At 38.2% G+C, this 15474-nt stretch carries 15 protein-coding genes; 3 read left to right on the top strand and 12 right to left on the bottom strand.

Annotated features, from left to right (window positions below):
• Window positions 1-733: 733 nt before the first annotated feature.
• From VBD025_RS11160 to VBD025_RS11120, 9 genes are all read right to left on the bottom strand, one after another.
• Window positions 734-2041, bottom strand: a complete 1308-nt coding sequence (locus VBD025_RS11160; RefSeq protein WP_430785446.1) for a pyrimidine-nucleoside phosphorylase — start codon at window positions 2039-2041, stop codon at window positions 734-736.
• Window positions 2042-2064: 23 nt separating this feature from the next.
• Window positions 2065-2883, bottom strand: coding sequence for a purine-nucleoside phosphorylase (locus VBD025_RS11155; RefSeq protein ID WP_430785444.1), 819 nt, complete (start codon window positions 2881-2883; stop codon window positions 2065-2067).
• 13 nt (window positions 2884-2896) lie between these two features.
• A complete protein-coding gene (gene deoB, locus VBD025_RS11150) occupies window positions 2897-4075 on the bottom strand; it encodes a phosphopentomutase (RefSeq protein ID WP_430785442.1) in 1179 nt (392 codons plus the stop codon).
• A gap of 90 nt (window positions 4076-4165) precedes the next feature.
• A complete protein-coding gene (gene xerD / locus VBD025_RS11145; RefSeq protein ID WP_430785440.1) occupies window positions 4166-5056 on the bottom strand; it encodes a site-specific tyrosine recombinase XerD in 891 nt (296 codons plus the stop codon).
• Between the two features lie 5 nt (window positions 5057-5061).
• On the bottom strand, window positions 5062-5268 hold the full coding sequence (locus VBD025_RS11140) for a DUF4227 family protein (RefSeq protein WP_430785438.1): 207 nt from the start codon (window positions 5266-5268) through the stop codon (window positions 5062-5064).
• 885 nt (window positions 5269-6153) lie between these two features.
• Window positions 6154-6609, bottom strand: coding sequence for a Fur family transcriptional regulator (locus tag VBD025_RS11135; protein ID WP_430785436.1), 456 nt, complete (start codon window positions 6607-6609; stop codon window positions 6154-6156).
• A gap of 115 nt (window positions 6610-6724) precedes the next feature.
• Window positions 6725-7363: a stage II sporulation protein M gene (spoIIM, locus tag VBD025_RS11130; RefSeq protein ID WP_430785434.1), complete on the bottom strand. Its 639-nt coding sequence runs from the start codon at window positions 7361-7363 to the stop codon at window positions 6725-6727.
• Window positions 7364-7515: 152 nt separating this feature from the next.
• Window positions 7516-8697 carry an endonuclease Q family protein gene (locus VBD025_RS11125; protein ID WP_430785432.1) on the bottom strand — a complete coding sequence of 394 codons (1182 nt, stop codon included), beginning with the start codon at window positions 8695-8697 and terminating at the stop codon, window positions 7516-7518.
• Window positions 8698-8700: 3 nt separating this feature from the next.
• Window positions 8701-9246, bottom strand: a complete 546-nt coding sequence (locus VBD025_RS11120) for an NUDIX hydrolase (protein ID WP_430785430.1) — start codon at window positions 9244-9246, stop codon at window positions 8701-8703.
• A gap of 132 nt (window positions 9247-9378) precedes the next feature.
• Between VBD025_RS11120 and VBD025_RS11115 the strand changes: the two genes are divergently transcribed.
• The 3 genes from VBD025_RS11115 (at window position 9379) to VBD025_RS11105 (ending at window position 13340) form a co-directional block, all read left to right on the top strand.
• Entirely contained in the window at window positions 9379-10296 is a 918-nt protein-coding gene (locus tag VBD025_RS11115) for an aldo/keto reductase (RefSeq protein WP_430785428.1), read from the top strand.
• Between the two features lie 129 nt (window positions 10297-10425).
• On the top strand, window positions 10426-11676 hold the full coding sequence (locus VBD025_RS11110; protein ID WP_430785426.1) for a DNA polymerase IV: 1251 nt from the start codon (window positions 10426-10428) through the stop codon (window positions 11674-11676).
• Between the two features lie 95 nt (window positions 11677-11771).
• Window positions 11772-13340, top strand: a complete 1569-nt coding sequence (locus VBD025_RS11105) for a hypothetical protein (protein WP_430785424.1) — start codon at window positions 11772-11774, stop codon at window positions 13338-13340.
• Between the two features lie 66 nt (window positions 13341-13406).
• On the opposite strand, the gene VBD025_RS11100 is transcribed toward VBD025_RS11105, so the two are convergent.
• The 3 genes from VBD025_RS11100 to VBD025_RS11090 all read right to left on the bottom strand — a co-directional run bounded on the left by VBD025_RS11100 (window position 13407) and on the right by VBD025_RS11090 (window position 15435).
• On the bottom strand, window positions 13407-13583 hold the full coding sequence (locus tag VBD025_RS11100; protein ID WP_430785422.1) for a YjzC family protein: 177 nt from the start codon (window positions 13581-13583) through the stop codon (window positions 13407-13409).
• A gap of 84 nt (window positions 13584-13667) precedes the next feature.
• Entirely contained in the window at window positions 13668-14462 is a 795-nt protein-coding gene (locus tag VBD025_RS11095; RefSeq protein WP_430785420.1) for an SDR family NAD(P)-dependent oxidoreductase, read from the bottom strand.
• Window positions 14463-14472: 10 nt separating this feature from the next.
• Complete coding sequence (locus tag VBD025_RS11090; protein WP_430785418.1) at window positions 14473-15435, bottom strand: MBL fold metallo-hydrolase; 963 nt, start codon at window positions 15433-15435, stop codon at window positions 14473-14475.
• Window positions 15436-15474: the final 39 nt, after the last annotated feature.

The raw sequence follows: 15474 nt of genomic DNA, 5'->3' as shown, positions 1-15474 counted from the left end.
GGATTTCCAATATCTCCTTTTTTTATAACTAAATCACTCAACTTTCGCAGACTTAAATAAGCAGTTGCTCCATGCAGACCAGAATCTATTCTTGTAGTTGACGCAATATCTCTATACTGCGAATTAACAGCAACAAGATTCCCGCTGATGGCGAGCCTACTTGTGCCGCCGCAGGTGGCCACTGAAAAAGTTGTGTGTGGCACGAAATAGGTGGATCTATTTTCGCATCTTCGAATATACTTCGCTTTCCGTGGGCACGGCTTCAGCTTCCTCGGATAAGCAAAAACCGCTTTCCTGCTTAGATCTTCAGCTCGCGCTGTTCCCACAGGAGTCTTCGTATATTCGAAGATGCTAAGTTAAAGGTAAGAAATTAAATTATAAAGATCTACTACTTTTTCAGTGACCTTAATCACACTCCGGGGTCTCACCTATGCCTTTCTTCACAGAAGAGTCGACTGCCACCCGCTCCAACTTCTAGACAAGAGATGGTTGCCGACGATTTATTAACTGCACACCTGATTGCACGTCTATATCAGCATGCATCAGAAAGATAAAACAAAGATATAAATAACTTTACCAGTCCTGGTGAGTGGAGGGCGGTGATTACTTCATGAATGATTACAGAAGTTTTTCATACACCGTCATTCCCTCTAAACCTCTATATCAGCGTACGCATTAAAAAAACACCCATTTTTCGCTAAAAACGAAAAATGGGTGTTACAGATAGATGTAACTATTTTGATGTAATTACATCATAAATTAATGGTGGTGCCTCCACGGATTCCTTTGTAATCGTGATACTATCAAATAATTTTTCCTTAACCAGCTGCAGATCAGCATCATTTGCATGGATAGTTAAAAGTGACTCTCCTTCTTCAACGGAGTCGCCAACTTTTTTGTGAAGAACAAGTCCAACTGCCAGATCAATTTTCGATTCCTTCGTCGCTCTTCCAGCTCCCAGCATCATAGCTGCAGTTCCGATATCGTTCGCTACAATCTCTGAAATGATACCAGAAGTTCTAGCAGGTAATTCAACTTTATGCGCAGCTTGAGGCAGTAAATCCGTATTATCTGCTACGGTCGCATCTCCACCTTGTGCCTCGAGGAAAGTCTTGAAGTGTTCAAATGCTTTACCATTTGAAATATTTTCTTCTAGCATCAATCTTGCTTCCTCAAGCGTATTGGCCTTCTCAGCTAACAGAACCATCTGACTTCCGAGTGTTAAACATAACTCAGTTAGATCTTTCGGTCCTCTGCCCTTTAGTGTATCTATCGCTTCTTTGACTTCTAAAGCATTACCGATAGCTCTTCCAAGTGGTTGAGACATATCCGATATGACCGCCATCGTATTTCTGCCAACCTGGTTACCGATTGAGACCATAGCTTCTGCTAAATTTTTTGCATCGTCAATGTCCTTCATAAATGCTCCAGCACCTGTTTTTACATCCAAAACAATTGCGTCGGCACCGGATGCGATTTTTTTACTCATTATGGAACTTGCAATTAATGGAATAGAGTTTACTGTAGCAGTAACATCACGCAAACTGTATAATTTTTTATCTGCTGGTGTTAGATTACCTGATTGCCCTACTACAGCAACTTTGTTCTTATTAACAAGCTCGGTAAATTCATCGCTGGTTATCTCGACATGGAATCCTGGTACGGATTCCAATTTATCAATTGTACCACCTGTGTGACCAAGCCCGCGACCGCTCATTTTAGCCACAGGCACACCAAGTGATGCTACGAGTGGTGCAAGGATTAATGTAGTCGTATCACCAACGCCACCTGTTGAGTGCTTATCCACTTTAATTCCTTCTATGTTAGAGAGATCAATCGTATCTCCTGAATTTACCATCGAAGTAGTAAGCATCGCTCGTTCTTCATCATTCATATCCTGAAAATAAATTGCCATTAATAAAGCACTCACTTGATAATCAGGTATTTTTCCGTTTGTGTATCCATCGATAAAATAGCTAATTTCATCCTGCGTTAAACTCTTTCCGTCACGTTTTTTTTCAATTAAATCATACATCCTCATGTAAATTAACCTCTTCCCTAAAATTAGGATACTTTTTGGATTATCTTTTTGACGAATTCCAGAAAGTTGTCTCTGACTTTCTCAGTTGTTTCCATTACTTCATCATGCGTTAACGGCTGATCCAGTATTCCTGCAGCCATGTTGGAGATACATGATATTCCAAGGACGCGCATTCCGGCATGACCGGCTACCATCACCTCTGGAACAGTTGACATTCCTACAGCGTCGCCCCCAAAGTTACGCAGCATTTTAATTTCTGCAGGTGTTTCATAGACAGGACCAGTATTACCAACGTAGACACCCTTTTGAATACTCAACCCTAATTCACTGGCACAAGCCTCAGCCTCAGACAGAAGTTCGCGATTATAAACCTGGGACATGTCCGGGAATCGTACACCTAAACGATCATCGTTCGGTCCAATAAGTGGATTTTCACCCATATTATTAATATGATCTGTTATCAGCATTAAATCTCCTGGACTGAAAGACGTGTTGATGCCTCCGGCTGCATTTGTAACAATCATTGTCTCAATTCCAAGTTCCTTCATAACTCGAACGGGAAATGTAACCTGCTGCATGCCGTAGCCCTCATAGTAATGAAAGCGTCCCTGCATTGCTACAACTTCTTTCCCCTCAAGTGTTCCTATCACGAGCTGCCCTTTATGACCTGCAACCGTTGACTCCGGGAAGTGAGGAATATCTTTATAAGGAATCGTAATCGGATTTTCAACTTCTTCACCTAATACACCAAGTCCAGAACCTAAAATTAATCCAATGCTTGGCTTTCCACTCATTTTATCTTCAATATATGTGGATGCTTCTTGAATCTCATTCCAATACATAGTAATTATCCTCCTATCGAATATCTTTTAAAAAACTTGTACCATACTTTGGCATTTTAATCTTAAAATTATCTGCAATTGTTGCACCAAGATCGGCAAATGTATTTCTTTCTTCTATATAGGCACCTTTGTTAATATTTTTGTGGTATGCCAACAACGGTACAAATTCACGTGTATGATCTGTTCCAGCGTGTACAGGGTCGTTACCATGATCCGCTGTAATTAGCAATAAATCTTCCTCTTTCATCTTATCCAGAACTTCTGGCAGTCTGACATCGAATGCTTCTAATGCTTTTCCATAACCTTCTGGATCGCGACGGTGCCCGAACTTCGCATCAAAGTCAACTAAATTCAGAAAGCTGATTCCTTCAAAATCCTGTTCCATTGACTCTACTAATTTGGTCATACCATCTTCGTTATCTGTCGTACGAATGGATTCCGTAACGCCTTCTCCATCATAGATATCTGAAATTTTTCCTATAGCGATGACGTCATAGTCTGCGTCCTTCAGTTCATTCATGACTGTCCGTCCAAATGGTTTCAGCGCATAGTCATGTCGATTTGAAGTACGGAGGAATGCGCCAGGTTTTCCAACAAATGGGCGCGCAATAACTCGACCAGCCATATACTTTTCATCAAGCGTTAATTCACGAGCTATTTCACAAATACGATATTGCTCTTCTATTGGTACAACTTCTTCATGTGCAGCAATTTGCAGTACAGAATCAGCGGATGTATAAACAATAAGTGCCCCTGTCTTCATGTGTTCCTCGCCTAATTCATCGAGAATTTCAGTTCCGGAAGCAGGTTTATTACCAATAATTTTACGTCCCGATTTTTCTTCCAGTTCCTGTATTAATTCTGCTGGAAAGCCATCTGGAAAAGTACGGAAGGGTTGTTCAATATGTAACCCCATTAGTTCCCAGTGTCCTGTCATCGTATCTTTTCCATTCGAAGCTTCTTGCATTTTAGTATAATGCGCCATTGGTGTTTCTTTCTTTTCAATTCCTTTAATTTCCCGAATATTACTAAGTCCTAACTTTTCCATATTTGGCATGTTCAGTCCATTCATATGATCTGCGATATGCCCCAATGTATCTGCACCCAAGTCGTTAAATTTTCCAGCGTCTGGGGCTTCACCGATACCTACTGAATCCATTACAATTACAAAAACGCGCTTAAAATTATTCATGTTTTTAACCTCCTGTAAATATATTCCCGAATTTCTTTATAGTATTCTCTAAGTTTAGGTTGTAGGATGTCAGACAACTAAAATTAAAAATTATGCTCTAGGATGGTACGCCTTATATACATCTTTTAACCGAGATTTGGATACATGTGTATAAATTTGTGTCGTGGATATGTCAGCATGACCTAGCATTTCCTGTACCGCTCTAAGATCAGCACCATTTTCAAGCAAATGTGTGGCAAATGAATGACGTAATGTATGAGGTGTAATGTTCTTTTCGATTTGCCGTTCTTTTGCAATTGCTTTTAGGATTTTCCAAAAACCTTGCCTTGATAAAGCTCTTCCATGCTGGTTAACAAAAAGCACATCTTCTTTTTTATGTTTCAGGATACTTCCTCGAGCGTTATCTATGTAATCTTCTATTGCACCTTTAGCAACATCACCTAGTGGTACGATGCGTTCTTTAGACCCTTTACCTAAGCAACGCACAAATCCCATCGTTAAATGGAGATCGCTCACTTTTAAAGTAATTAGCTCTGTTACACGCAAACCTGTTGCATAAAGCAACTCCAACATAGCTTTATTTCGAATCTCAAGAGTTGAACGACTGGCAACAGCAAGTAACCTTTCAACATCATTTGACGATAATATGGACGGTAATTTCTGTTCTTTTTTTGGTGATTCTATATGTATGCTTGGGTCTTGATCAACCAGTTGCTCACGCAATAAAAATTGATGGAATAAACGTAACGATGATAGAGTACGTGCAAGTGTAGCTGACGATTTTTGCTCGTCCTTTAATACACGTAAAAACCCCAATAAATCACTTCGATTAATCGTATTCCAGTCTTTTTTATCCAGATCCTTCTCCAGATAGCTGACATACCGCTTTAAATCACGTCGATAAGAACTTAACGTATTATCAGAAAGTCCGCGCTCTACCTGTAAGTAATGAAAGAAATCATCGATCGCATATTTTAGCATTCATGTTACTCTCCTAGTCGAAAAAATAAATTAAACCGATCCATTAAATCATTGTCGCTTTCGTATACCTTTACAGCTGGCCCTTCGGGAGGATCGTACCGATGATATCCATTGTATTCAGCATGCATCACACGTAATCCGAAATAAAACAAGAACGTACATATCGTAAAGATTACAAATACCTTTAGCGTGTCCCATAACATTCGCTTCATCTAGCATATCTCCTTTTCCATAGCTTCCACTATTAAAAGATATGCCAAAAAACAGGAACAATATACATAAAACTATGAAACTATAGTTAAAAATTACCCAACATAAAAATAACCTATTTTCTAACTTTTGTAAAATATAATGCAGACATGCCCGCTTCTCATAATTTTCCTTATAATTGTTTAATTTTAATTAATTTCTTTCGCAGATAAATAATCATGATGAATGCAATAAACTTAGTTACTTTGTCGCAGTTGATGAAAATTGTGAAGTAACGCACCACCTTAGAAATGCTGCTGACAGTGTACTGAAAAAGTAACCTGAAGTACAAAATAAGAGGATCTGCGATCGCATCATCGAATTCACTTCGCTTCCCGTGGGCACGGCTTCAGCTTCCTCGGATAAGCAAAAACCGCTTTCCTGCGGGATCTTCAGCTCGCGCTGTTCCCACAGGAGTCTCGTGAATTCGATGATGCTGGGTTAAGGTGAGATAACGTAATTTTAAAATCTATCTCTTTTTCAGTTGAATAAGTAGCGCATTTGATTGTGCCCTATACAATCTAATATCATATATATTCCGACAAGAGATTGGAGCGGATGGCAGTCGACTCCTGCGGGAGGACAGGCATAGGTGAGACCCCGGAGTGCGGTAGCACGAGGAGGCTCACCAGCCGCCCTAAGGTGCGCGACTGCCATCTGCGGAAATCTCGTTGCTGTTACTTCCTGATCTATTTCCGGTGAGTAAACAAACAGAAGTTAATTCGCAGTATAAAGATACTGTGTCAACTACAACTATGAATTGCGGACTTGTGCACCTGATTAGTTGAATCAATTAAAAAAGCCTCTTTTCACTTTCACATCGAAAAAAGGCTTAGCATTATTTATTTTTATGTAGATTTAACAGCTACTTTTTGACATTGCTTACAAATTCCGTGAAATGTTAAGCGGTGATCTTTCACTTGGAAACCCCAATCATTTTCAATGATCTTTTCAACATCTTCCAATAGATCATCCACGATTTCCTCAACAGAGCCACATTCAATACATACTAAATGATGGTGAAAGTGTTCTGCTCCTTCTTTACGAAGATCATACCTTGAAACACCATCGCCAAAGTTTATTTTGTCTACAATCTTCAATTCTGACAATAACTCCAATGTACGATATACAGTGGCAAGACCTATTTCAGGCGCTTTATCTTTAACAAGTAAATATATTTCTTCAGCACTTAAATGGTCTTCTTCACGTTCCAAGAGTACTCTAACAGTAGCCTCGCGCTGTGGAGTCAGTTTGTAGCTTTGTGCATGGAGTAGCTTTTTAATTCGATCAATTCGGTGTTCCATGGCAAGTTTCCTCCCTCACTATTCCCACTTATTATTATAGGCACTGTTGGAACAAGTGTCAAAGTATAATTATTATAAACAACTAACAATAATTATTGTTATATAGCATTAATTATTATTTGTACAATGTTCTTATTAAGGCTTCCATTGCTTCATTCGATACATAAGCTTCTAATAACGCCGCAAGAAGTGCTCCTGCCAGTAATAATGTGAAAACAATTACGTAACGACTAAGTGGTTGTAAAATAGGTTGGGATAATCGCCTTGAAAATAATTTATTTAATAAGGTTAACGAAAAAATCATGGATAAGCTTCCCGCAATTAGATAAATGGGTATGACGACCAGATTTTGAGGTGCTATCGACAATGATGCAAGAAATAACCCTTTTAAGCCTAATTGATTTACAATAAATCCTACGGAAAATCCTACAACTAATCCTTTTAAAAATAGCAATATCCAAATGATAGGCAGACCAATTACCGAGAAGCCGAGAATAAATAGTAAAAGCAAATATTTAGCATGGTAAAAAAAGCTGTTTTTTAGTATTTCACTACTATCAATTTCCTGACTATCCGCTATTCTTTCAAAAAATCGTTCCAGGTAAAAGATCAGGTCCTGCTTTTGGATAACGTTCATGCTATTTACTATAACTGCACCAAAGATAACTCCTGTTAAAAACAATACAAGCATAAATAAATAGATGGTGGCGTATTTTCTCAAGTGGTTAACGATACTTTTTTTATTTTGTAGCATTGGAGTCCCCCGCTCTTTTGAAAAAACTTAAAATACCAAATTTACTGGTGAATGCTTAAGTTTTTATAATTTCAAGTGATACAAACTATCGTATACTTCAAAACTATGAGGAATTCCAAATAAAAATACCATAATCTACTTAATTTCTTCTACTAATATTTTTGTTTAGGAGAATCTATACTGCCGTATTTTCCGCCACCACCTGCTGTAATCGATAATTCTCCACTTCGCATTTGAATGATTGCTTGTGACACTTTGACCGGAACAGTATCATTTAAAGATTCAACTGAAACGTGATGAATAATGTTCATTTCTGTACCAAATTGCTCTAATAATTTGGTGAATGTCTTGCGGCCAAGGGACGGCAAATATTCAAGTGGGACCTGATACATGTACTGCGGCCTCTTTCTATTATTTTCACCTGTACCAGCAAGTTCTTTTATTCGATCTGCCACGCCCTTTACAATCTTAGTTGAGCCACATGATGAACAAATTTGATTGCTCGAATTTAGCGGTGTAAGACATTTTCGACAAACAGTCGCGTAATACTTCCCAAGTTGAGGGTTCATCCCAAAGTTACGGATTATTCTTCTGTCATTCACTTGATGTATTGCCCAGTTTAATTCTTTAAATGACGGCTCTTCCATAGCAATTTCCTGATATTCCCGTGCAATTTTACCTAGTGAGTGTGCGTCAGAATTAGATAGAAATGTATACGCATGCAGTTCCTCTATTTGATCAGCCATGCTGGTATCTGAACTGAGGCCAAGCTCTATCGCATCTATTAGATCTGTATCGAATACTTCTTCAAGCGATTGTTTGACACCTTTCCCATACGTGCTTTTAAACGGAGTAAACACATGAGCGGGAACAAACATGCCATCCAATTCTTTTACTTTGTATTGTAAATCTTTTGCTGACCCGTAATAACGTTGTGAACTTAAATTGATGTTTGTCATTTTTGTTGCAAGCCACACAGTAAACTCTTCCATCTTTGCTAGCGTTGGTAGATAACAGAGGACGTGTATGGGTCCCTGACAATTTTCATCATAGACTTCTATTTCCGAACCTAAAATCAAGGTCACTTTTTCAAATCGAATACCTCCATCATCCAGTTCAATTGCCTGTTTATTGTTCAATAACTGTTTTAATTCCTGCTGGACATGTGGTGTATGACAATCAATTATCCCTACCATATGAATACCTTTATTTCTGCTGGATTCAAGCAGGATATTTGTTAGTGTCAGACTTTTAGAGCCTGTGATTTTAACTGGCTTATCATACATATCACGCCCAATGTGAATATGCAGATCGGCAAAGAAAGATTGGAGCATGCTTTATTTCATCTCCAATGCGTGAAGATAAAGGATCGCATAGTTTGTTTTTGCGTCATGTATACGATTTTCCAACACATATTGCTTTGCTTCGGACAATGTTAACTCTAGTATTTCGATAAATTCGTCATCGTCACCATCTACTTTTTCTTTTACTTGTTCCAGGTTATCAGTGACATATATGTGCATAAGTTCATCTGCAAACCCGGGCGATGTATAAAAAGACGTCACAAATGTTAATTCGTTTGTAGTATATCCGGTTTCTTCTTCTAATTCTCTGATTGCTGCTGCTTCTGGATCTTCACCTGGTTCCAATTTACCTGCCGGAATTTCAACAAGTGACTTTTCCAGAGGCTTTCGGTATTGTTCTACCAAAACTATTTTATTATCTTTTGTAACTGGAATGACCGCTACGGCTCCAGGGTGTTTAATAATTTCACGCTTGGATGTTTTGCCATTCGGTAAAGTTACTTCATCAACTTGTAAATTTACTACTTTACCAGCATATATCTGTTCCGACCGTATTGTCTTTTCTTCAAACTTCTTCATGAACAACCCTCCCACTACTTTTCCTTCCCCATTTTAACACAAATAAAATATCTGCTATACGCTGAAATAGTTGTATTTGCATGAACTTATTTTTACACTATTCCTATATAAGAAAAAAATGGAGGTTATTAAATGAAAACAAATCAATTAGGAAAATCAGATGTATACATTTCAGAACTGACGCTTGGCTGTATGTCACTTGGAACTGACTCTCAAGAAGCATCTAAAATTATTGATCAAGCTTTGGATACAGGTATTAATCACCTTGATACAGCAGATCTCTATGATTTTGGTGTCAATGAAGAAATTGTTGGAAAGGCTATTCAGAATAAGCGAAAAGACATTATCCTTACTTCTAAAGTTGGTAATAACTTTGATCGAAATAAAAAGGACTGGCATTGGGATCCTTCCAGATCGCATATTAAAAATGGTTTGAAGGATAGTTTACGACGATTACAAACAGATTATCTCGACTTTTACATGCTGCATGGCGGGACGTTAGATGATCCGATTGATGAAACTATCTCAGCATTTGATGAATTAAAGCAGGAGGGGGTTATCCGTGCCTATGGTATCTCTTCGATAAGACCTAATGTTATCCGTGAATATGTAAAACGATCCTCCATTGATGGCGTAATGATGCAATATAATATGCTAGACCGACGTCCGGAAGAGGAAATATTGGATCTGCTGAATCAGCATGATATTAGTGTTTTAGCACGTGGTCCTTTAGCAAAAGGTTTTCTTACGGATAACGGAGTAGAGCAAATCGAAAAGAAAGCACAGGATGGTTTTCTTGATTATTCTCAAGGTGAGTTGCTGCAAATTCATCAGAAGCTGTCAAACACCTTAAATGGCGCTTCACTTAATAATACAGCGTTTCACTATATACTTCATCACCCAGCTGTAGCAAGTGCGGTATTCGGAGCAAGCACTGTCGATCAGGTTAAAAGCAACTCGGATCATTACACTGGAAACCCATTAAATAATGAGCTTTATCAATCTCTTCAAGCCATTACCAAACCGATAAAATACGATAAGCACAGATAATTGTAACCGGAGCACTTTGCTCTGGTTTTTTATTTTTTAAACCAACAAAAGAATTAATTTCCATTGATAATTTAGCACTTACCACATATAATGAGAACAAACGTTCTTATTATGGTGAGGTGAAAGAAAATGGATTACTCCACATACCCGCGAAATGATGTCCTTTGTATAGATATGCGCTCATTTTATGCGAGTGTTGAAGCTGTTAAACTGGGGCTCGATCCTATGGAGGTTCAATTGGCAGTTGTTGGCGATACAAACCGAACAGGCAGTATCGTTCTTGCTGCTTCACCTTTATTAAAGAAAAAGCATGGTATAAGCAACGTAAGCCGCTTCTTTGAATTACCAGATGATCCTGACATTCACATCGTTCATGCCCACATGGCGGACTACTTAACCGTTTCTATGGAAATTACGAAGTTAATCAATCAATACGTGCCAAAGGAAGCTATTCATCAATACTCAGTTGATGAAGTTTGGGTGACCGTAAATGGGCTTGAGGATTTATTTGGGAACAGATGGGAAGTTGCCAGACTGATTAAGCAGGATCTCCTGGAGAGCATGGGGATAACTTGCTCAATTGGAATAGGTGACAATAAATTTCTAGCAAAAGTTGTTATGGATTTACATGCCAAAAAAACCGGAATAGCAGAATGCAGATATGAAGACGTACAGGAAAAGTTATGGCCCTTTCCTGTGCAGGCCATTTGGGGTATTGGACGAAGAATGCAAAAGAACTTAAACAGAATGGGTATTATTAGTCTTGGCCAGTTAGCGAATTTTTCCGTAAAACAACTCAAAAAACATTTTGGGATTATGGGTGAACAGCTTTACTGGCATGCTTGGGGGATTGACCTCAGTCCTGTTTTAGGCGATTTTACAAAATCTGAACAAAAAGGATTCGGACACGGCATCGCCTTGTTGCGGGATTACTCAAAAGACGAAGTTTCTGCATGCATTCTTGACCTGTGTGAAGAGGTATGCCGCCGGGCGAGAACTGCCAATAAGACAGGAAAAACCATTCACTTGGGAATATCCTATTCAAAAGTAACTGGCGGCGGATTCAGCAGATCCCGCTCCATCGTTCTCCCTACAAACACTACAATGGAAGTGTACAACTGTTGTATGCAGCTGTTTAATACGTTTTACGATGGTTACAGTGACATAAGACATGTGTATGTGACGTTAAGCAAGCTTTATGAAAACGAGGAAACACAATTGGATTTATTTGACGATAAGCCAAAGAAGAAAGATATCGGCTATGTGATGGATTCCATACGTGATAAGTATGGTTCCACCGCCATTCTTCGGGCTACAAGTTACACCGATGCGGGCATCACCATTGGCAGAAGCAAAAAAATAGGTGGTCATAATGCCTGATTGAAAAATTAAATAACACCTCCTGTCAGAAATATGTTAATATTGTTTTATCTGTTAAAAAATAGAAATTAAACAGTGGCATATGGGGGCTGAAAATGAAAAAGCAGATAGTTAAACAACTGTATTGGATTATACCAGGACTAATCGTTATTTTTGGACTAGCTCTATTATTTTATCAAAACTTCTCTAAGGTGACTGAGCCACCTGAACCCAATTGGAGCCGTGCATTAACGGTTGGGAGTACAGACGTTAGTCGACTGCCGCCAATTAAAGAGAAAGAAAACGGTAACTATTTAATAACAGCTTTTAAAGATGAGAAGTTATCTACTATTACGATTAATGAAAATTTTATTGTCGAGGATACAAAGACCTATGACATACCGGTAGACAAGTGGACACAGATATACCAGCAGGACGATCGCATTATCTATTTTGATTATACAAATATATATGATAGTGATAAAAATGAAATCGTTTCTGACGTTGAACGTTTTTTTCCACTTAAAAACACGATCCTTTATATTAAAGATAAAAAATTATATGAGCTCTCGCCTGAAGATAATAAATCGGTAAAAATTATGAACATTGATTTAAATAAGCAAAATATTGTTCCGCAGCAAAATGCAAACGAGATAAACATAGTGACGTATACACCACGGCAGACGGGAATTGATTTCCAACTATTCCAGTTGCACAACAGTGAACTTGAAGAAAAGTTTCAGACAGAAATTACTGTTGCACCAGGTAAAATAGTTACAGATATAATCTATGCACTCGATGGGAATAAGCTTGGAGTTATACTCCAGGAAGAACTGGAAAATTCGCAAGGCAAACCAGTATTTTTTAATTACTATAAAGAAATGACATTGGACGGTGAAAACGAACAGCAGCAAAAAGAACTGACGTTTCAGGATCCTGCAGGCAGTAGTCAATTAACCGAAATAAACAGTATTGAATTTAAGTATAAAGAAGGAAAACCAAGTTTATTATTCCAGGCAAACGGGCAAACCGAAACACAATATAACGATAGTACTTCCTTTAATATTTACAAAGCAGAGATAAACAGCAATGGTACCACTATCACTGAACGCCGAAGTAATACACCTGCAATATCCGTTGACCCACAATGGTTAAATGATGAAACCGTTGCTTGGGTCGATTTAGATAATGAGGGTAATAAAATAAATATTTCATCAAGCAATATTACTGCTGTTAATCAAGCTACTGGGTTTCAGCAGGATGATTGGTTACGCGCACTCGGAAAGACACTCGGTATGATATCTTCATCCATGTTTGGCATTGCAATTTCTGCAGTTTGGTTTATTTGGCCATTAACTTTTATTGCGCTGATGTATTTCTTCAGAAGCAGAACAATTGATCGGGATCCTACTTGGGTATTTTATCTCGGGATTAGTATCTATGCAATGGCGGCACTGTTCTGGAAAAATCAATTCTTTGTTCCAAACATTTATATGAATGCGCCAAATTATTTGACCTTTGATGGCAGTTCCTATTTTTATATGATGTTATTTGCTGTGATAGCTTATATTATTGCGCAGCTGACAAAACAGTCAAATGAATGGGATGGAACAGTTAGAATCATGTATTTCGTTGGAGTCCATATTCTTCTGCTAACAGCATTTTTCGGACCATATTTGATTTAAATAAGTTTAAAAGCCATCCGGATTCGGATGGCTTTTTACATATAAACGTATAGTAGTTCTTGAACGTCAGTTCTTATCATGTGTCCATACACGGTCATGGTTAGAGTTTTCCGGAAACTTCTCCCCTGCTTTTAGTTTAATAATTTTAGGGTTGTTTACCATGCTGCCAGTCTCACCAATTTCCATGTAAACTCCATTATTCGGTGCTTTTTGTCCATATCGAAAATGACTGTATTCACCCATCCTATTCACTCCTTGTCAGCTTTCACTTTAGAGTTATTTTCTTCAATTCAAGGGTAAATATACAAAAAAGATTTTAGAGTACTGCTACTTCTTGTCAAACTGCCCTTTCAGTATCCGCTCCATCGTAATTGGGAATAAAATATATAGTTTACTCCCGAATTCCATCCAGCCAGGCATGTTAATTTCGCGCTTTCTTGTAAATAAATGCTTAACAATTTTCTTTGCTACACGGTCTGGGTCAAGCATATACGCAGCTATTTTCGATTGATAGCTTCCGGTAGGATCAGCATCGACAAAGAAGTTAGTACGAACAGGACCGAGGTTTACAGCTGTTACCGCAATCCGCTTACTTGCCACTTCCATCCGTAATGCATTCGTAAATCCAAGAACTGCATGTTTAGTAGATGAATAAATGGATGATTTAGGTGTAGCGATTTTTCCTGCTTGTGATGCAATATTGACAATATGTCCTTCTCCATTTTGAATAAAATGTCTCAATACGATCTGTGTTCCCTGAACTAACGCAAAAAGATTTAGTTCAAACATTTTTCTCGTCTCTTCCCAGTCCATTGTTTCTACGTATTCAAATAATCCAGACCCTGCATTATTAATTAGTCCACTGACAGTTGGATGTTCCATTAGAATTTGTTTGAAAACTGCTTCTCTTTTGTTCTCATCCAATAAATCAATCGGATATATAATCGGATTTACTCCAGTAGCGTTTCTTACTTGTTCCTGAATATCTTCCAGTTTATCAATTGATCTAGCCAGCATAATTGGAATTCCATTGTTTTTTGCAATGTGCCAAACAATTTTTTCGCCAATTCCACTAGAAGCACCTGTTACAATAATTTTTTTGGACTTAACCCGTTTGTTCAAACTGAATCACCTAATTCACTCTATAATAGTTTATACCATCTTGTACTGTTTTTATTATTTCTCCTTGATCTTCGAGAAAGTCCAACTGACCCGTGGTTTCAGACATTGTTAGATCTAATTGTTTGTTAATCTGATTAGGGAATAGCTTTTGGCAAAGTTCAAAAGACGTTTGTTCCCGTTGCCGGAGCATATTAAGTACCTTTGCCGCTCGCTGCTCCTGTCTCTTTAATTGAGCAGGGATTAATTCATCAATGTTCGTTATATTTATCCCGTGCCCCGGGTATACAGTTGATATGCCCAGTGACAAACATTTTTTTAAATTATGTCGATATTGAACAAGCGGTTTCGAACGCTCATTTTCTCCATTGTGTGGTGGTTCAATGATAGGGTTTGGTGAAATATGTTCCAATATATGATCACCACCGATAAAGGCGCCGTCAGACTCCCTGTAAAATGAAAGATGACTTTGCGCATGGCCCCTTGTATCGATAACCTGCCACTCACTATGACCTGGTAACCGATCATTTTCTTCGAGTTTATTGGTTAGCTTTCCTTCTCCAGCATAACGAAGTGGTTCTTCTAAATTTTTCAGGAAGCCACTGAATGTTTCCGGCACACCTGACTCTGTAAAAAATTCCTGATAGAATTTTAAAGATCGCTTAAAAAATTCCTGATTTCTGGTAAGCCATAAATCATTGTTTTTATGACCTGCCAGCACATCTGCTCTTGGAAATTCTTCAACAAGTCCAGTGTGGTCAGGATGATGGTGGGTTAAAATAATCTGTTCAATATCTTTTGGAAGGTAACCCGCTTTTTTTAGCTGACTTGTTAGTGCCTCCCAGGCTTCCTTAGTCTTCACACCTGCATCGATTAAAGACAATCGATCACCTTTTAATAAGTATATATGTGTATCGCCTACTGCAAATGGTGTTGGAATGGTCAATTTTGTAATTGTATCATGTAAAATCTTCATGCTAATCCCCCATAATGAATGTTCATTCAGTTTTCTCTT

Origin of the sequence: Virgibacillus flavescens (assembly GCF_050574275.1) — a bacterium.
Classification (GTDB): domain Bacteria; phylum Bacillota; class Bacilli; order Bacillales; family Amphibacillaceae; genus Virgibacillus_F; species Virgibacillus_F flavescens.
This window is presented reverse-complemented; position numbering and strand designations above follow the sequence as displayed.